The sequence below is a fragment of the Streptomyces sp. NPDC001351 genome, from assembly GCF_042896045.1.
In the GTDB taxonomy this organism is placed as follows: Bacteria; Actinomycetota; Actinomycetes; order Streptomycetales; family Streptomycetaceae; genus Streptomyces.
On the sequence record NZ_JBIAWS010000017.1, the window covers coordinates 149439 to 167062 of the forward strand.

Annotated in this window: 15 protein-coding genes; 5 read left to right on the forward strand and 10 right to left on the reverse strand. The window is 71.3% G+C overall.

The window, feature by feature from the left end; translation table 11 throughout:
- Window positions 1-17: 17 nt before the first annotated feature.
- Window positions 18-431 (reverse strand): SsgA family sporulation/cell division regulator, encoded by a 414-nt coding sequence (locus ACFY1U_RS42810; protein WP_390699495.1) that lies wholly within the window; start codon window positions 429-431, stop codon window positions 18-20.
- Window positions 432-827: 396 nt separating this feature from the next.
- Here ACFY1U_RS42810 and ACFY1U_RS42815 point away from each other — a divergent pair, with 396 nt between their 5' ends.
- Window positions 828-2222 carry a PP2C family protein-serine/threonine phosphatase gene (locus ACFY1U_RS42815; protein ID WP_390699496.1) on the forward strand — a complete coding sequence of 465 codons (1395 nt, stop codon included), beginning with the start codon at window positions 828-830 and terminating at the stop codon, window positions 2220-2222.
- A 50-nt stretch (window positions 2223-2272) separates the two neighbouring features.
- Here the strand turns inward: ACFY1U_RS42815 and ACFY1U_RS42820 are convergent, their stop codons facing one another.
- Entirely contained in the window at window positions 2273-3763 is a 1491-nt protein-coding gene (locus ACFY1U_RS42820) for a hypothetical protein (protein ID WP_390699497.1), read from the reverse strand.
- Between the two features lie 244 nt (window positions 3764-4007).
- Here ACFY1U_RS42820 and ACFY1U_RS42825 point away from each other — a divergent pair, with 244 nt between their 5' ends.
- A complete protein-coding gene (locus ACFY1U_RS42825; protein WP_390699498.1) occupies window positions 4008-5150 on the forward strand; it encodes an aminoglycoside phosphotransferase family protein in 1143 nt (380 codons plus the stop codon).
- 290 nt (window positions 5151-5440) lie between these two features.
- Window positions 5441-7411, forward strand: coding sequence for an N-acetylmuramoyl-L-alanine amidase (locus ACFY1U_RS42830; protein WP_390699499.1), 1971 nt, complete (start codon window positions 5441-5443; stop codon window positions 7409-7411).
- Window positions 7412-7417: 6 nt separating this feature from the next.
- Here ACFY1U_RS42830 and ACFY1U_RS42835 read toward each other — a convergent pair whose 3' ends face one another.
- Window positions 7418-7915, reverse strand: coding sequence for a hypothetical protein (locus tag ACFY1U_RS42835; RefSeq protein WP_390699500.1), 498 nt, complete (start codon window positions 7913-7915; stop codon window positions 7418-7420).
- Window positions 7916-8149: 234 nt separating this feature from the next.
- On the opposite strand from ACFY1U_RS42835, the gene ACFY1U_RS42840 reads away from it, so the two are divergent.
- Window positions 8150-8545 (forward strand): VOC family protein, encoded by a 396-nt coding sequence (locus tag ACFY1U_RS42840; protein ID WP_390699501.1) that lies wholly within the window; start codon window positions 8150-8152, stop codon window positions 8543-8545.
- On the opposite strand, the gene ACFY1U_RS42845 is transcribed toward ACFY1U_RS42840, so the two are convergent.
- Window positions 8542-11454: an AAA family ATPase gene (locus ACFY1U_RS42845; RefSeq protein WP_390699502.1), complete on the reverse strand. Its 2913-nt coding sequence runs from the start codon at window positions 11452-11454 to the stop codon at window positions 8542-8544. The genes ACFY1U_RS42840 and ACFY1U_RS42845 overlap by 4 nt on opposite strands.
- Before the next feature lie 263 nt (window positions 11455-11717).
- Here ACFY1U_RS42845 and ACFY1U_RS42850 point away from each other — a divergent pair, with 263 nt between their 5' ends.
- The gene (locus ACFY1U_RS42850; RefSeq protein WP_390699503.1) at window positions 11718-12149 is read left to right on the forward strand and encodes a plastocyanin/azurin family copper-binding protein; all 432 of its coding nucleotides are present in this window, start codon (window positions 11718-11720) and stop codon (window positions 12147-12149) included.
- Between the two features lie 573 nt (window positions 12150-12722).
- Here the strand turns inward: ACFY1U_RS42850 and ACFY1U_RS42855 are convergent.
- The 6 genes from ACFY1U_RS42855 to ACFY1U_RS42880 form a co-directional block, all read right to left on the reverse strand.
- Window positions 12723-12905 carry a hypothetical protein gene (locus tag ACFY1U_RS42855; RefSeq protein ID WP_390699504.1) on the reverse strand — a complete coding sequence of 61 codons (183 nt, stop codon included), beginning with the start codon at window positions 12903-12905 and terminating at the stop codon, window positions 12723-12725.
- A gap of 43 nt (window positions 12906-12948) precedes the next feature.
- Window positions 12949-13854, reverse strand: coding sequence for a universal stress protein (locus ACFY1U_RS42860; RefSeq protein WP_390699505.1), 906 nt, complete (start codon window positions 13852-13854; stop codon window positions 12949-12951).
- A 150-nt stretch (window positions 13855-14004) separates the two neighbouring features.
- Entirely contained in the window at window positions 14005-14247 is a 243-nt protein-coding gene (locus tag ACFY1U_RS42865) for a DUF397 domain-containing protein (protein ID WP_151478766.1), read from the reverse strand.
- A gap of 93 nt (window positions 14248-14340) precedes the next feature.
- Window positions 14341-15507 (reverse strand): thiolase domain-containing protein, encoded by a 1167-nt coding sequence (locus ACFY1U_RS42870; RefSeq protein ID WP_390699506.1) that lies wholly within the window; start codon window positions 15505-15507, stop codon window positions 14341-14343.
- Window positions 15504-16550, reverse strand: a complete 1047-nt coding sequence (locus ACFY1U_RS42875; RefSeq protein ID WP_390699507.1) for a thiolase domain-containing protein — start codon at window positions 16548-16550, stop codon at window positions 15504-15506. Before ACFY1U_RS42875 ends, ACFY1U_RS42870 begins: the two co-directional genes overlap by 4 nt.
- Window positions 16550-17491 (reverse strand): Zn-ribbon domain-containing OB-fold protein, encoded by a 942-nt coding sequence (locus tag ACFY1U_RS42880; RefSeq protein WP_390699508.1) that lies wholly within the window; start codon window positions 17489-17491, stop codon window positions 16550-16552. Before ACFY1U_RS42880 ends, ACFY1U_RS42875 begins: the two co-directional genes overlap by 1 nt.
- Between the last annotated feature and the right edge of the window lie 133 nt (window positions 17492-17624).

Consider the following 17624-nt stretch of genomic DNA (forward strand, 5'->3'; position numbering starts at 1 on the left):
GCTCCGCGAAAGGGCCCTCAGACGTTGCCGAACAGCGAGCTCAGCCCCTCCTCGACGGCCTCCCCGATATCCTCCTGCCCGGCCGCCACCACGGCATAGGTGCGCAGCAGGAACCGGCGCAGGGCCGCGGTGTCGAACTGGAGCAGGGCCAGGCCGTAGGGAGAATGCAGTTCCATGACGGTACAGGCCTGTCCGCACGGCCAGATGTGCACGTCACCGTTCCCGGCGGGACGGCGCAGTCCCTCTTCCAGCAGGGCCCGGCCGAAGGTCCAGGTCACTCCTGTGCCGTCCAGGGAGACCTCCGGCGGGAAATCGAGGTGCACGGCCAGCGGGTCCGTGGCGGCGTAGCGCAGCGTGGCGGGAACCGGGAGCTCCCACTCGTCGGCGGTGATCAGACGGCCGCGGGCGGGCTGCTCGAGGGTGAGGTCCATGGTCGGTCTCCACTGCGGTCGGAGGTCGGCCGGATTGCCGGCGTGCTTGTACGACCCCGCAGGAGGCGTTTGCATTACGTGGAAGCGCTTGCGATTTTATGTGACCTGCGTCACCCTGCGGGACCTAGAACAAATGGCCGTCGAACGCGCGACTGAACGCGCATCGGAAATTCACAACAACCCTTCAAATCGCGTACGCTGCCTACGACTTGACCCGGCCCGCGACTACGCCATTCGCACCGCACGACCACTCCGTGAAGACTGTGGCATATGCCAGAAGCACCACCGTATCGTGTGTTGCCAAATCCCTTACAGGGCGTCGCGGGCTGTGCAACAGTCGTAACGGTCCTTCAAGCCGCCTGCCCCGGTCGAACCGTCCCCGCATCGGAGTGCGTCATGCCGTCCCACCTCTCTGCGGATCACCCAGCCGCCCAGCCGCCAGGACGCGGCTCGGTCGAGGCGCTGATATCGCAGACGCGGCGACTCAAGGGCGACGTGGACGCCGTACGACGGGACGCCCGCGGCGACGGCTCGGACCCGCAGGAGCGCTGGCAGCGCGCACTGTGCGACCTGGCGCTGCACCAACTCAGCGACCTCGACACCCACTTGGGGCAGCTGAGGGACGGACCACCGCCCGTGCCCTCCGCGCCCCGGCACGACTCGCTGCTCAGCCGGGTCGGCAGCGCCGAGTGGAACCTGCTGACGGACGAGGCGACCTGGTCCGGCGAGCTCTACCAGATCCTGGGCCGCGACCCCGCCACCCCCGCACTCACCCTCGACGAACTGCCCTCCCTGGTACTGGACGAGGACCGCGCGAAGCTGACGGCGATGGTCACGGACTGCCTCGTCGACGCCAAGCCCATCGACGGCGAGTTCCGTGTCGTCCGCCCGGACGACGAGGTGCGCACGGTGCACATGATGGGCGAGCCCGTGCTCGACACTGACGGCAGCACCGCCTCGATGTGGGCCGTACTGCGGGACGTCAGCGAACTGCGCCGCAGCCAGAAGGTGGTGAGCGAGACCCGTGACTCGCTGCAGCGCCACCAGCACCGCGCGCAGACCGAGCACCGGCTCGCGGTCGAGCTGCAGGAGGCCGTGCTGCCGCCGTGGCGTGGCTCCCTGCGGCTCCCGCAGCAACGGCCCGAGACACTCGACCTGGCGGCACACCATCTGCCGTCCTCGACCAGTGGCCTGATCGGCGGCGACTGGTACGACGCGCTCGAACTGCCCGACGGCCAGACCCTGCTGGGCGTCGGCGACCTCACCGGACACGGCATGGCCGTCGCCTCGGGCATGGCGACGCTGCTGGGCGCCGTGCGCGGCATGGCGATGGCCGGCACCGAGCCCGGGCAACTGATGTCCTGGCTGAACCAGTTACTCGACGCCACCGTGCAACCCGCCCTCGGCACCGCCGTCTGCTGCCGGTACCGCCCCGAGACCCGTACGCTGACCTGGGCACAGGCAGCACACCCCGCCCCGCTGTTGTTCCGCAACGGGACGGGGCGCAGGCTGCACGCACCGAACGGCGTTCTGCTCGGTGCGACCTCGCAGGCCTCCTACCAGCAGGCGGAGGAGACCCTCGAGCCGGGCGATCTGCTCCTGCTGCACACCGACGGGCTGGTGCCCGGGCGCAGCAGTACGGAGACCGCGACCGGGGAGCAACTCCTCGATCTGGCCCCCCGCTTCGGCGAGGCAGCGACCGCGCAGGACTGCGTACGGATGGTCGTGGAGGAGTACGGCGAGGCCGACCGCGAGAACGACGCGTGCCTGCTCGTCGCCAAGGTGAGGTGAACCGCCCGGGTGACCCGGTGAGATGAAGCAGCGACAGCTGCACAGGCCCCCTATGCCCGTGCGCTGTTGCCGCCCTTCGCCGTCTTGGGCAACGCGAGTTTGATCTCCTCCCGCAGCTCGTGGATCTTCGGGTAGCTGGAGTACTCGGCGGTGAGCCGGTACATCTGGCGCAGCCGGTCCCAGGTGCGGTGGGAGGAGTTGGATCCCATCGACATCAGAGCGAGGCGTGCATAGCGGTCGGCCTGTTCGGGGTCGTCGGCGATGAAGCACGCCGATGCCATGGACAGGAAGTCGAAGATCTTCGACCGCTGCCGTCCGTCGACCCTGAGGGCCAGCGCCTTCTCCGCGTAGTGCTGGGCATGCACGGCCGCTCCCGGCTCGTGCTCGGCCAGGGTGCGGTAGGCCAGGGCCTGCATGCCGTACAGGTCCTCCTCCTTGAACATCTGCATCCAGCTCGGCGGCGGCACATCGCCCCGGTCGGAGACGAAGAGGTCCTCCGCCCGGCCGAGGGTGCGGCGCATCGCCTGGCCCTTGCCCATCGAGGCCTGCGCCCAGGCCTCGATGGTGTAGAGCATCGCCCTGGTGCGCGGCAGCACCTCGTCACCGGAGCCGGACTGGGCGAGCTTCATCAGGTCCAGCGCGTCGTCGGGCCGGCCCAGGTGCACCATCTGGCGCGCCGCCCGGGAGAGTGCCTCTCCGGCGCGGGGCCGGTCGCCGCCCTCTCTCGCGGCATGCGCGGCGATGACGAAGTACTTCTGTGCCGTGGGCTCCAGGCCTACGTCGTGCGACATCCAGCCCGCGAGGACGGCGAGGTTGGCGGCGACGCCCCACAGGCGCCGCTGGAGATGGTCGGGGTGACGGTAGGCGAGCATGCCGCCCACCTCGTTGAGCTGGCCCACGACTGCCTTGCGCTGCAGCCCGCCGCCGCGGGCGGCGTCCCAGGCCCTGAACACCTCGACCGAGCGCTCCAGTTCCTCGATCTCCTGCGACCCGATGGGGGCGGCCTCGTAGCGGTCGAACCCGGCGGGATCGGCATGCAGGGGATGGTCGAAGTCGGGAGCGTCGGCGGAGAGGGTCGGATCGGTGTGCAGCCAGTCGTACATGGCGCTGCTGAGTGCGGATCCTGCGGTGAGCGCGACACCCGCGCCCACCAAGCCGCGTCGGTTGAGCATGAGGTCCATTCCCGTGAATTCGGTGAGGACCGCCGCGGTCCGCTCGGGCGCCCACGGCACACCGTCGGGATGTTCCACACTCCCGGCGTCCTGCCGTTTCCCCGCACGCCCGTGCCGGACCAGACCGAGGTCCTCGATGGTCACGACACGGCCGAGACGCTCGGTGAACAGAGCCGCCAGCACCCGTGGCACCGGATCGCGCGGGATCTCTCCCATGTCGATCCAACGCCGCACGCGGGAGGTGTCGGTCGACAGCTGGGGGTGGCCCATGGCCGCCGCCTGCCGGTTGACCAGCCTCGCGAGTTCACCCTTGGACCAGCCGGCCAGGCCGAACAGGTCCGCAAGGCGGGTGTTGGGTTGTCCGCTCACGTCAAGCCCCCAGGTTCTCGGCTGAGTTGACAGTAGCCCGGTGCAAGTTGCCGGGCGACTATTCGCCAGGGTTCGCCAGGGTTCGCCAGATGGTGTGCCACTGGGCATCGGGTGTCAGGTAGGAAAGCGCCACCCCGACCCGGTCGCCTTCTGGAACAAGGGATGCATTCCCCAGGGTGCACCCGGGGCGCCGGGCCGGGTAGCGCACTGTCGTCGCAGGCACACGAAGGGATCTGTTTCGCCCATGTACGCAGCATCGTCCTCCGTGTCCGCCCCGCCCCGGTCGCTGCATTCCCGCCCGGCGGGCAGCGGCCCCTACCTCGATCCCGCCGCGCGTCCGGCGGCCCCCGCGCTCGGCGCGGCCCGTACGCGGCGCGCGCCGGGTCTCGGCACTCAACCGCTCAGCGGGAGACTCGACTTGTCCGGCCCTCAGGGCGCCCAGCTGCGGACGGCGATCGCGTCGGTGCACCGGATCTGTCCCGAGTTCGCTCCGGTGCAGGTGCTGCGCCGCAGCGGCCGGTCCGTACTCCTGGTCGGTACGACCGGGCGCAGCACGGCCGTCGCCAAGTGTTTACTCGACCAGTCCCCCGCATGGGCCGAGCGGATCCGCCATGAAATAGCGGCATACCGCTCGTTCGTCCGGCACCGCCCTCCCGTGCGGGTGCCGAGGCTGATCGCGGCGGACCCGGACAACTGCACACTGGTCATCGAGCGGATGCCGGGACGGGTCGCGGCACTGCAGCGGCACCCGGTCGAGGCGCCACCGCGCGCGGACATCAGGGCGGCCCTCGGCGCGATCTGCCGGCTGAACGCGTGGCGGCCACCGGCGGGCACCTTCGACGCCCCGCTCGACTACGCGGCCCGTATCTCCCGCTACCACGAACTGGGGCTGCTCACCGACCGCGACATGGGCGACCTGCAGAAGCTGCTGCACGGCATCGCGCACTCAGCGGGCCGGCACGGCATGGGCCAGTTCTGCCACGGTGACGCGCTGCTCTCGAACATCCTCCTCTCACCGGCCGGTCCAGTGCTGGTGGACTGGGAGCACGCGGGCTGGTACCTGCCGGGCTACGACCTGGCGACGCTGTGGTCGGTGCTCGGCGACGCGCCGGTGGCCCGCCGCCAGATCAGCCAGATCGCGCAGTCGGCGGGCCCTGCCTCGCGGGACGCGTTCCTGGTGAACCTGATGCTGGTACTGACCCGTGAGATCCGTACCTACGAAACAGCCGTGCAGCGTTCGATGCACGACACGACCCCGGCGGCACCGGGGGTGGCCCACCCGAGTGCTGCGCCGTCCGGCGAGGAACAGCGGCTGCTGCTCAGGCGGCTGCACGACGACTGCCAGCTGGCCCGACGGGCCGTGCGCGCGGCGGTCGGCACTCGCTGACGGGGACGGAGGTCCGCGGTGCGCCCAGGACAGCGGCGTACCGCGGGCCTCCGTATGTGCGGACCTGCGCGGCAGATGTTTCCGAAAAGGCTTCGCCGGGGGCCATTGGTGTATGCCACTGACGCCCCGCAGGCCCGCGCACTGCCGCCGGGAAACTCCTCCACCCTCGTGTTGACATGGGAAATCTCCTGCCTCTGGGCATGATTGACGGATCGTCGGCCAGCGGGTACCACTGACCCACCGCTCGGCCCTGCACGCCCCGCCACGCTCGTTCGTCCCAGGAGGCTGCATTGCGAGGATCTGCCACCGACCCCACTCCCGCACCCGGCCACAGACGCGCCCGCGGAGCCGCCGGCGCCCTCGCCGCGGCGGCCCTGCTGCTGCCGCTGCTCGGCGCGGCCCCGTCCGACGCCCGGCCCGCCGAGGACCGGCTGCAACAGGCGTTCGCCTCGGCGTCCGCCGAGTACCACGTCCCGCAGAGCGTGCTGCTGGGCGTGTCGTATCTGCAGTCCCGGTGGGACACGCACGGGGGCGCGCCGAGCGTGTCGGGCGGTTACGGCCCGATGCACCTCACCGATGCCCATACCGCGATCGCCCGCACCGCGCGCCACAGCGACGGCACGGGGGACGCCCGCGGGGACACGGCCCGCGCCGCCCTGCACCCGGACACCAAGGTGCCGGAGAACTCCGAACTCCCGCCCCGGCTCAAGACATTGCCGAAGGCAGCCGGCCTGACCGGGCTGGGCGCCGATCGGCTCCGTACGGACCCGGCCGCCAATGTGGCGGGTGGTGCCGCGCTGCTGGCCGCCGAGCAGAAAGAGCTGGGCGAGCCGCTCAGCGCGGACCCGGCTCAGTGGTACGGGGCGGTGGCCCGTTTCTCGGGCGCCGACGACACCGCGACGGCGGCGGCCTACGCGAACGACGTGTACGAGGTGATGCGCACCGGCGAGCAGCGCACGACGGACGCCGGAGAGCACGTCGTCCTGACCGCCCAGCCGGACCTCGCCCCCGACACCGCGCAGCTGGAGAAGGCCGGCCTGCGCACCGTCTCCGCGGACGGCGCGGAATGCCCGAAGTCCGTGTCCTGCCAGTGGATCCCGGCGCCGTACGAGGAGTTCGGGAACAACGACTACGGCAACCACGACCTGGGCGACCGCCCCGCCTCGCAGAGCATCAGGTACATCGTCATCCACGACACCGAAGGCACCTGGGACGGGGTCCTGAAGCTGGTCCAGGACCCCACCTATGTGTCGTGGAACTACACCCTGCGTTCCACGGACGGCCTGATCGCCCAGCACGTCAAGGCCAAGGACGTCGCCTGGCACGCGGGCAACTGGTACATCAACGCCAAGTCGATCGGCCTGGAGCACGAGGGCTTCCTCGCCGCGCCCGACGCCTGGTACACGGAGGCGATGTACCGAGCCTCGGCGCGCCTGGTGCGGTATCTCGCCGCGAAGTACCGCATCCCGCTGAACCGGCAGCACATCCTCGGCCACGACAATGTGCCGGGCCCGACGACGTCGTCCATCCCGGGCATGCACACCGACCCCGGCCCGTTCTGGGACTGGCGGCACTACTTCGAGCTGCTGGGCCGTCCCTTCCGGAAAACCGCGGGCAAGAGCGGCGGTCTGGTGACGATCCGGCCCGACTACGAGGCGAACCAGCCGCAGTACACGGGCTGCGTCACCAAGGACGAACCCTGCGCGGCGCACGGCTCCAGCGAGGTGCGGCTGTACTCCGATCACGACGAGCACTCGGCCCTGGTCAAGGACGTGGGTCTGCACAAGAACGCCGACTCGACGATCGACGTCAATGACGTGGGCTCCCGGGCCTCCACCGGCCAGCAGTTCGCGGTGGCCGACCAGTACCGCGACTGGACGGCGATCTGGTACCTGGGCCAGAAGGCCTGGTTCAAGAACCCGAAGAAGCACCCGGCTGCGGTGGACGCGTCGGGTTACGTGGTCACCCCGAAGCCGGGTCTGGACAGCGTCCCGGTGTACGGGCGGGCCTACCCGGAGGCCTCGGCCTATCCGGCCGAGGTGCCCGCGCAGGCGGTGTCGCCGCTGCCGTACACGCTGCCGAAGGGCCAGAAGTACGTCGTCGGCGACAAGGTGCCGGGCGAGTACTACTACGCGGTCACCTTCACCACCGACTCGCACCGGGTCGTGGTCGGCGAGGACCTGTACTACGAGATCCAGTTCGGACACCGGGTGGCGTTCGTTCGCGCCGCGGACGTGCAGATGGTGCGGTCCCGCCGGTAGCCGGTGTCAGCCCTGCTGGAACAGCTCCGCCGGGAGCGGCTTCAGCAGGGCGTACAGGTCGTCGGTGATGGGGCGGTCCCAGGCGGCGATGGTCACCAGGACGTTGTCACTGCGGTCGAACTGCACGCAGGAGATGCGGGTCTCGGAGAGCTTGAGGCGGCGCACGATCAGGAGGTTGTCGCCCTGCATGACCGGCATGTCCTCGACGCCGACGACGCTCACCTCCTCGTCGTTCTCCAGCGCGAGCAGCAGCTGGGCCACCTCGAAGGGGATCTCGCCATCGGCGGTCTCGCGGGCCGGGGAGCCCTCGGGGAGGTTGCCGATGATCATCGCGGGGCCGCGGCCGCCGAACAGGTCGTAGCGAAGGAAGACGCCCTGACAGGTGCCGTCGGGGGCGGGCAGCAGACCGGCTCCCAGATTGCCGGGCCAGTCGCCCGGGTCCATGGCCAGGACGTCGAAGTCGGGCCCGGCGGGGGTGGCGCTGCGGCGGCGGAGGAACGACATGTCGCCCATGGTACGTGGACCCTGCTGGTTGGTGGGGCGGGGGAGGTCGTCGTTCGGGTGCGGGTTTGTGGGGGTTGATCGCGCCCACGCGGCGGAGCCGCATGGCGATACAGCCGCGCGCCCCTGGACGGTTTCCTCCAGATCAAGCCCCCTCGATGCCCATGGTCAATAGGATTTCGGATCTGTCGGGCGGGCGACCACCGCTGAGCCCCCTCCACACTGACTGGGAGAAGCATGACCAGCAGGTTCACCGAGTTGACCGTCGACTGCCATGATCCGGAGCGGCTCGCGGCCTTCTGGTGCGAGGCCCTGGACTTCAAGGTGATCGACCGGAGCGAAGGCAAGGTCGAGATCGGCTCCTGGGTGCCGACCGTCGAGGAGATCCGGGCCCGCCAGATGCCTCCTACCCTGATGTTCATCCGTGTGCCCGAGGGCAAGACCGTCAAGAACCGGCTTCACCTCGACATCAGCCCGATCGACGGCAGCACTGCGGACGAGGTGACCAGATTGCTCGCTCTCGGCGCGGTCAAGGTGGACGTGGGCCAGGGCCCGGACCGGAACTGGGTGGTCATGGCTGACCCTGAGGGAAACGAGTTCGACGTTCTGCGTACCTTGGCACCGCAGGACTAGCCCTGAGGCGTTGCCCCCGGCGTCGACTGTCCAGGGCCCAGCGCTGCGCCCAAGCCCGTGATCTCTGTGCCCATCTTTCGGTAGACGGCGGAGAGGAGCCGGACGACCGTTGGCATGTCCAGGTGCAGTTGCTTGGCGATCTCCGCCTCGGTGCAGCCCTCGGCGGCCAGGGTCGCGACCGTGCGTTCTCGGGACGTCAAGGTGTCCGTCTCGGTGCTGTGGAGGCGGCGGGGGCGAAGGCCTGCCGCGGCCAGTTCGTCTCGGGCTGTTTCGGCCAGGCCGTCGGCGCTGCACTGGACGGCGGCGTCGAGGCCCCGGTAGAGGTGCTCGGCGGCGTCCCGGGGGCGGCCGGTGCGGCGGAGTTCGGTGCCTAGCGCTACGAGTGCGCAGGCGAGTTCGTAGGCGGCCGGGGAGCGCTCCAGGTGGGCGACGGACTCCTCCAGGTATTTGATGCGGGCCGAGCCGGAGGAGACGTCGGCGGCCGTCCGCAAAGCCTGGCCGATGGCGGACGGGGTGCCGAACTGGCGGGCGCGGGCGAGCGCTTCGAGGGCGGTGGCGAGGGCCCGTTCGGGGGTGTCGTGGCTCTCGGCGCGGGCGAGGTGGAGCTGCCAGGGGCACCAGGCGGGGTTGCGCATGCCGCGCGGTTCCAGGCGGCGGCCGGCTGCGGCCAGCTCCTCGGCGGCTTCCTTGGTGAGGCCGCGGGCGAGCAGGAGTTCGCCGTGCACGGTCTGGGCGTCGGGGAAGACGACGGCGGCCGGGAAGGGCGCCCCGAAGGAGTAGTCCTCGGCGACCTGAGCGGCCTCGGTGACCCGGCCGCGGGCGAGGAGCACCTCGATGAGGATGCCCACGGCGTACCAGTGGGCGGGAGTGCCGGGGCCGACGCGCTCGGCCAGCCGGAGTCCCGCCATGACGAAGTCCTGGGCCTCGGAGAGCCGGCCGCGGCGGTAGCGGACGTAGGCGAGGAGCGTGTAGGCGAAGGAGAGGTGGGCGCCGCGCCAGCCCTGGCGTTCGAAGTCGGCGATGCCGGTCGCGAACAGCTCTTCGGTCCGCCCGGGCCGGTCGGCGTACATGAAGGCGAGTGCGACGAGGACGGGCACCTCGAAGCCGCGGTCGGGTTCGGCCCAGCCGAGGCCGCCGGCCAGGGCGCGTTCGGCGTGGTGGAGGGCGACGCGGGCGGGTTCGCCGCGCAGGACGGCGTCCCAGGTGCGCAGGCCGATGATGTAGCGCTCGGTGAGGTCGCGGCCGCTGAGGCGGTCGGCGAGCCTGGTCAGGCGGCGGGAGCGGGAAGGGTGGTCGGGTTCGTCGGCGCGGAAGGCGTCCCACATGAACTGTTCGGCGGTCATGCGCAGCTTCACGCGGGCGTCGTCGGTGACGCGGATCTCGCGGGCCAGGGTGTCGGAGGCCTCGGCGAGCCGGTCGCTGTGGGCGAGGACCTGGGAGAGCCGGTAGACGATGTGCTGGCGCAGACGGGCGTCGGCGATGGGTTCCTCGAGGGCCGCACGCAGGTGGTTGACGGTGGTGGCGGGCTCGGTGAGCAGGGAGGCGGAGCCCAGTTCGTAGAGGACGGCGGCGCGGTCCTCGTAGGGCGGGGGTTCGCGCAGGGCGCGGGCGAGGTAGCTGCGGGCGGCGTCGGGGGCGCCGGCGCGGAGGGTCTCGTCGGCTGCGGCGCGCAGTTGCTGGACGACCCAGTTGTCGCCGTCGGGATGGGTCTCCAGGAGGTGGCGGGCGGCGGCCGAGGGCCCGTGTCCTTCGTTGATCACACACCAGGCGGCCTGGCCGTGCAGGGCGACGCGGACGCCGGGCGGGATGGCCCGGTAGACGGCGGTGGCGATCAGGGGGTGGACGAACTCGAGGGTCTCGGCGCCGGTGAGGATGCGGGCGCCGCGCAGGGCGTCGGCGGCGTCGGCGGCCTCCTCGTGGCCGAGTCCCGCGACGGCGGCGGCGAGCAGCGGATGGATCTCGGTGCCGAGGACGGCGCAGGCCCAGGCGAAGCGCACGGTGGAGGTGCCCAGGCGTTCGAGGCGGGCGATGAGGCCGCTGCCCTTGACGGCGGCGGCGAGGCCGCGCAGCAGATGGGCGCCGGTCTCGGTCGGCGTGAGGTCGCGGTCGCGCACCTTGGCGACGAGTTCGACCGTCTCGAACGGGTTGCCGGCGGTGACGGCCCAGCACTCGCGGCAGAACGCGTCGTCGGCGTGCGCACCGAGCGTCTCCCGTACGAGGCGGGCGACGGCGGCGGCGCTCAGCGGTTCCAGGTCGAGGGGGCGGCCGCCCGCGCGCCCCGGCAATCCCTTGAACGACTCGGCGTGGTCGGGGAGTTCGTCCGGCCGGTAGGCGACGACGACCAGCAGCGGGAGTTGTTCGGCGCGGGGTGCGAACGCGGCGAGCCAGCGCAGTGATTCGGAGTCGGCCCAGTGGGCGTCGTCGAGGACGAGGACCATCGGGGCGCGCAGCACGGCGAGATGGGTGAGCACCCAGTCGAGGCCGTCGCGCAGGCCCTGCTGGTCGGGCGGGGCGCCGTCGGTCGGGGCGCACAGGCCGAGGGCGGGGCCGACGATGTCGTACCAACTGCCCAGCGAGGCCCGCAGATCGGTCTGAGCGGACCCGGCCAGTTGGGGCTGCAGCAGCTGGCGGGCGACATGGAAGGCGACGCGCTGTTCCTGGTCGCCACCGCGGGCCGACAGCACGGTGCAGCCGCGGGCGGCGGCGCGCCGGCGGACCTCGGCGAGGAGGGTGGTCTTGCCGATGCCGGCGCGACCGGCGAAGGCGAGGAGTGCGCCGCGGGGGCGGTCGGACGGTTCGGCTCCGTCCCTGCGCAGCCCGGTGAGCTCTCCCAACGCCTCGTCCACTGCGGCGAGTTCACTCTCGCGTTCGAAAATGGTGCGGCTGTTCCGCACGCTGCGCTGCCCCATGGCGTACCCCCTGCCACGGTGGTGCGCCCGCGCGGGGAGCGGGCGCGCTCCGTGACCTACAGGCACCTCAGCGTACGCCTCGCGGGGGTCGCGCGCCCCGGTCTGTGGATTACTGACCGAACCGTTCCAGGGCTGATTCCCCCGCGGTGGAGTCTGTCCTGAACACCGGGGCATCTCCGTGCGTATCCCCCATAGAGGGTCTCCCGTGGCAGACGCGGACAAGCCCGACGGGTGGCGGGCAGACCCAGAAGGGGATGAGCCACATGGCACTCACGGCACGCAAGGCCCGTACGACGCATACGGCACTCGGGGTCACGGCGTCGGCCTTCGCCGCCGCTCTCGTTCTGGCCGCCTGCTCCAGCGGGGGTGGTGGCGGTGGAAGCGGCTCGGCCTCCTCCGGGGCGAGCAAGGCCTCGGGGACCCGGGTGACGGTCACCGAGACCGAATACGGGCTGAAGCTGTCCCGGTCGTCGTTCACACCCGGCACCTACACCTTCGTCGCCGACAACAAGGGCAAGATCACGCATGCCCTGTCCATCGACGGCCCCGGCGTGAAGGACGCCACGACCAAGAACATCCAGGGCGGCCAGGAGGCGAATCTGACGGTGACCTTCAAGAAGGGTTCGTACGACCTGTACTGCCCGATCCCGGGCCACAAGCAACTCGGGATGAACAAGAACATCCAGGTCGGCTGAGCCCTCACGCCCCGTGTCGCCCGCCACCACGACCGGCACAAGACCGTCCAGGCGCAGCCGCTGCCGGTCGGGGCGGGCGAGGAAGACGATCGCGGCCTGTGCGAGGGCCTCCGAGAGTTCTGCGGGGTTCGCCAGGTCGTTGGCGACGCCGCCGTGTCCGTCGTGCCGGATGGTGAGGGCGAGGTCCCGCGCGAGCGATCCTGTATGCGGCCAATGATGGGTTCGCCGGATCCATTGGCGCCGTCCAAGTTGTTCACCGAGTGGCTGCTCATGGCGGTGGAGGCGGGGGTGCGCGAGCCGCATGCGATGTCCCTCTCGACGGCCGGCGCGGACTCCGACGGCTCGGACGCTGATCCTCAGGAGCGTGGGGCCCGAGGGCCGGCAGTTCGCGTCGGACGGCGGCAGCGTCAAGGCGCGCGACCTCGCCGTGCGGTTCTTCGCGCCCTCACCATCTACTGGCTGCGGCAGGCCCGTCAGGTCCGGGTCCGCGGCAGTGCCGTGGGCCGCGAGCCGCGAGAACAGTGCGGCCGGCTTCCTCGCCCGGGCGCGGGTAGGCGCTGCTGGGGTTGCCGGTCACAGCCGCTCGCGGACCTCGCCGAGCGCGACACGGCGGTGACGGAGTCGCCGGCCCGGCTGGAGGCTGAGCCGGATCTCGTCGCTCCGGGCCGGACGCTGCACACCGTGCAGCCCGAGTCTGTCGCGTTCTCGCAGGGCGACCGGTGGCACCGGCACACTCGGCTCGTCTGTCTGCGGCACGACACGGGCCGGCGCCACACTGCTGTGGCCGTGAACACGGTCCTCACTCCTCCCCCATGACCGGCGGTACCACCGCCACCGGGGCCGCCGCGTGCAGCAGGACCGCCTGGGCGACCGAGCCCATCATGCGGGCGGGGGCCAGCAGACGGCGGCGGTGGCGGCCCACGACGACCAGGCAGGCGTCCTTGGAGGCCGCGACCAGCTGGCCTGCCGCGTCTCCGGGCATCGCGTAGGTGTCGACGGGGACGTCGGGGTGTCTTGAGCGGTGTGGGGTGAGGAAGCCCTCGGCGAGGGCCCAGGTCTGGTTCTCGATGGCGTTCTGGTCGATCATCGGCGGGGCGAGTTCGCCGGGAGTGGTCCAGGTCTGCACGGGCCACATGTAGGCGGCGACCACATGCAGGCGGGCGCCGCGCAGCCCGGCCTCGGTGAAGGCGAAGGCCAGGGTCGCCTCGTCGGGGCTGTCCACCTGCAGGCCGACGACCACGCGCGGGCCGGGCTCGACCGGCAGGTCGCCGTGTACCTCACGGCCGGGCCGTGGCACCACCACGACGGGGCACTCGGCGTCGCGGGCGGCGGCCATGCCGTTGGAGCCGAGCAGCAGACTGGCGAAGCCGCCGCGCCCCCGGGAGCCGAGCACCAACAGCTGGGCCCCGGCGCCGAGTTCCGGCAGGAGGGCGCCCGGCACCCCCTCCAGGCCGTGGTACTCCACGGCCGGCAGGTCGGTCCGCCCCTTCAGATGCGTGCGCACCTGGCCGAGCACCGGGTCGTCGCCCGGCTCCGGCGGCCCGGCGGCAAGGATGTCGGGCTGGGCCCAGGCGGCGTACTGCCGTACATGGACCACCCGCAGCGGCACAGCGCGTCGGCGGGCGTCGTCGAGGGCCCAGTCCAGGGCGCGCAGGCTGTCGTCGGAACCGTCGACCGCCGCGATGACCGGCAGGGTGCTGCTCATGGGTTCCTCATCTCCGGGAGACGACCTTCCCTTCCCGGGGCCAGCCTCGCTCAGGCATCGGCCCGGGAAGGGCGCTCAAGGTCGCGTGTCCGCAAAGACGGGTGGAACACCCCCGGATCGGCCCGTCGGTCCAGCCGCACGGCCGCCGGGTCAGGTCAGGTCGAACTCTCCTTCCCGCGCCCCCGACACGAACGCGCCCCATTCCGCGGGCGTGAAGATCAGGGAAGGGCTTTCCGGGCGGCCGCTGTTGCGCATCGCGATGAATCCCTCGACAAAAGCGATCTGGACATCCCCCAGGCCACGGCTGCTCGAGTGCCAATCGGCGTTGCTCAGGTCCAGCTCAGGCTTGTCCCAGCCCGCAAGCGGGTGCTGCTGGATGGTGCTCTCGGCCACGTCCGTGCTCCTCCCGATTCGTCGTCCGCGGCCAGCCTAGCGATCGGTTTCTGATGCCGACAGGCCACGTGAGGGGGACCTTTCCGGAGTCTTCTACGACTCCGGCGGTTCGCTCCCCACGAGCCACATCGAGAAGAACTGCGATCCGCCCCCATAGGCGTGCCCGAGAACCCTCCGGGCCCCTTCCACCTGGTGTTCTCCGGCCTGCCCGCGCACCTGGAGCGCTGCCTCGGCAAAGCGGATCATGCCGGAGGCGCCGATGGGATTGGTCGACAGAACGCCGCCCGACATGTTGACGGGCAGATCCCCGTCCAGCTCGGTCACCCCGGATTCCGTGAGCTTCCAGCCCTCCCCCTCGTCGGCGAAGCCGAGGTTCTCCAGCCACATGGGCTCGTACCAGGAGAACGGCACATACATCTCCACGGCGTCGATGTCCCGGCGCGGGTCGGCGATCTGGGCCTGCCGGTACACGTCGGCGGCACAGTCCTTGCCGGCCTGCGGCGACACCGCGTCCTTGCCGGCGAAGAGGGTGGGCTCGCTGCGCATGGCACCGCCCAGCATCCACGCGGGCGGCCGGGGCGCGCGTGCCGCGCCGGCCCGGTCCGTCAGCACCATGGCGCAGGCGCCGTCGGAGGAGGGGCAGGTCTCGGAGTAGCGGATCGGGTCCCACAGCATGGGCGAGGCCTGGACCTTCTCCAGGGTGATGTCGTGTTCATGGAGGTGGGCGTAGGGGTTCTTCAGGGCGTTGCGCCGGTCCTTGTACGCCACCAGGGAGCCGACCGTGTCGGGCGCGCCGGTGCGTCGCATGTACGCGCGCACATGCGGGGCGAAGAAGCCGCCGGCCCCGGCGAGCAGCGGCTGCTGGAAGGGGATCGGCAGGGACAGACCCCACATGGCGTTGGACTCGGACTGCTTCTCGAAGGCCAGCGTCAGCACGGTGCCGTGGACGCGCGCCGCGACCAGATTGGCGGCGACGAGTGCCGTCGAGCCGCCGACGGATCCGGCGGTGTGCACCCGCAGCATCGGTTTGCCCACCGCGCCGAGCGCGTCGGCGAGGTACAGCTCGGGCATCATCACGCCCTCGAAGAAGTCGGGCGCCTTGCCGATGACGACGGCGTCGATGTCGGCCCAGGCCAACTCGGCGTCCTCGAGGGCACGTCGGGCGGCCTCTCGCACAAGTCCGGCGATCGACACGTCCCGCCTCGCCGCCACGTGCTTGGTCTGGCCGATCCCTACGACGGCCACGGGCTCCTTGCTCATCGTGGATCCCCTTCGAGTACGGCGACCAGGTTCTGCTGCAGACAGGGCCCGGAGGTGGCGTGGGCGAGGGCCCGGCCGGACTCGCCCCGGTGGATGCCGGCGGCGGCCTCACCGATGCGGATCAGCCCGGCGGCCATGATCGGGTTGGCGGAGAGGGCCCCGCCGGACGGGTTGACCCGTACGTCGTCGCCGAGCCGCAGCGCCTTGCGCAGCACGACCTCCTGCGAGGTGAAGGGTGCGTGCAACTCGGCGGTGTCGACGGGCCGTTCGAAGGCGCCTGCCTTCTCGGCGGCAAGGCGGGTGGAGGGCGAATCGGTCAGGTCGCGCACGCCCAGGCCGTGGGCTTCGATGCGGTGGTCGATGCCGCGGATCCAGGCGGGCCGTTCGCACAGTTCCCGGGCCCGCTCCCCCGCCGCGAGGATCACGGCGGCCGCGCCGTCGCCGATCGGCGGGCAGTCGCCGGTGCGCAGGGGCCGTACGAGGTAGTCCCCTTGCGGCACCGAACCCCGCAGCTGGGCATGGGAGTTGGCGGCGGCGTCAGCACGGCTGCGGGCGGCGACGGCGGCGAGGGCGGACTCATCGGTGTCGCCCGCGTCGATCAGGGCCTGCGCCTGAAGGGCGGCCAGAGCGACGGAGTCGGGCCACAGGGGGGCCACGTAGTACGGGTCGAGCTGCCGGGTCAGGACGTCGCGCACGGAGCCGGGCGAGGACTTGCCGTACGAGTACACGAGGGCGGTGTCGGCGTCCCCGGTGAGGAGTTTCGTCCACGCCTCGTACAGGGCCCAGGCGCCGTCCATCTCCACGTGCGACTCGGAGATCGGCGGCCAGGCGCCGACGCCGTCCAGGGCGAGGGTGAAGGAGAACGCGCGCCCGGCCAGGTAGTCGCTGGAGCCGGAGCAGGTGAAGCCGATGTCGGCGGTCTTCAGACCGGTCTGGTCGAGGACCTCGTGCAGCACCGGCATGAGCATCTCCACCTCGGAGAGCTCCTCGCTGGTGCGCCGGTGGTCGGTCTGGGCGAAGGCCACCAGTGCTACGTCACGCATCACAGCAGCTCCTTGTACGTCTCGTACTCCGCGTCAGGTTCACCGGTGGGCCGGTAGTGGTCGGGGTAGCGGGCCCCTTCGGTCCACACCGGTTCGACGCGCAGGCCCATGCGCACCTGGTCGTAGGGGATGCCGCCGATACGGCCGTGCAGCGCGAGGCCGGCGCCGTCGAGGGCGATGTGGGCATAGACGTACGGGACTTCGATGTCCAGGTTCTTCGCCTTGATGTTGACGATGCAGAAGGTGGTGACCGTGCCGCGCGTCCCCACCTCGACCTGCTCCGAGGTGGGGACGCCGCAGGTGGGGCAGGCACCCCTGGGCGGCACGTACACCTTCCGGCAGGAGGGGCAGCGTTCGCCGACCGTCCGCCGCTCGGAGAGGGCGTTGATGTACGCGGTCTGGGCTCGGCCCGGCGAGTAGGTGTAGTCGAGGCGGGCGTGGGCGACGATGCCGCTGATCGCGTCCTCGAACTCGCCGCTGTGGCCGGTGGTTCGGGCCGGTTCGCCGTCGTACGGCTCGAAGCAGGCGATGTCGGTGATGGCGCCCTGGCGCGCTTCGGCCCAGCGGACGCGGACGCGCATGCCGGTGTGTACGAGGTCCGGTCCGGGGACGTCGAGGGCGTGCAGCAGGGCGGTGTCGGCCCCGTCGAGACGGACCAGAACCCAGGCGAAGGCGGTGTCCAGGGGCTGGCCGCGGCGGGGCTCGTGGTTCCAGGCCCAGGTGGTGACCGTGCCGGTGGGGGCGACCTCGACCAGGTCGCGGATCTCCTCGGCGGTGACGGGGTCGTACTCGACGGGCGGAACGAGGACGCGCCCGTCCCCGGTCCTCACCCCGAGAACGACACGCTCACGCAGGCCGGTCAGAAAGGCACTCTGCACAGGCCCGAGGGATCGAGTGAAGGGAAATTCAACAGCGAGGGGCGCCTTGAGGACTTCGGCCACCGGGCCTACCTCCTTGAGAGAACGACGGTCAGAAGCGCCCCGGAAGGGGCGCGGGGCTGTGACATGTGCGGCTCCGCCGCGTGGGCGCGACCAGCCACATACGGCCTGCGGCATCCAACCGGCGGGGGCAGCG

Excerpts from the sequence above, each read along its gene's own strand:
- ACFY1U_RS42810 (WP_390699495.1), bottom strand. The coding sequence starts at position 431 with ATGGACCTCACCCTCGAGCAGCCCGCCCGCGGCCGTCTGATCACCGCC.
- ACFY1U_RS42815 (WP_390699496.1), top strand. The coding sequence starts at position 828 with ATGCCGTCCCACCTCTCTGCGGATCACCCAGCCGCCCAGCCGCCAGGA.
- ACFY1U_RS42825 (WP_390699498.1), top strand. The coding sequence starts at position 4,008 with ATGTACGCAGCATCGTCCTCCGTGTCCGCCCCGCCCCGGTCGCTGCAT.
- ACFY1U_RS42835 (WP_390699500.1), bottom strand. The coding sequence starts at position 7,915 with ATGTCGTTCCTCCGCCGCCGCAGCGCCACCCCCGCCGGGCCCGACTTC.
- ACFY1U_RS42840 (WP_390699501.1), top strand. The coding sequence starts at position 8,150 with ATGACCAGCAGGTTCACCGAGTTGACCGTCGACTGCCATGATCCGGAG.
- ACFY1U_RS42845 (WP_390699502.1), bottom strand. The coding sequence starts at position 11,454 with ATGGGGCAGCGCAGCGTGCGGAACAGCCGCACCATTTTCGAACGCGAG.
- ACFY1U_RS42850 (WP_390699503.1), top strand. The coding sequence starts at position 11,718 with ATGGCACTCACGGCACGCAAGGCCCGTACGACGCATACGGCACTCGGG.
- ACFY1U_RS42860 (WP_390699505.1), bottom strand. The coding sequence starts at position 13,854 with ATGAGCAGCACCCTGCCGGTCATCGCGGCGGTCGACGGTTCCGACGAC.
- ACFY1U_RS42870 (WP_390699506.1), bottom strand. The coding sequence starts at position 15,507 with ATGAGCAAGGAGCCCGTGGCCGTCGTAGGGATCGGCCAGACCAAGCAC.
- ACFY1U_RS42875 (WP_390699507.1), bottom strand. The coding sequence starts at position 16,550 with ATGCGTGACGTAGCACTGGTGGCCTTCGCCCAGACCGACCACCGGCGC.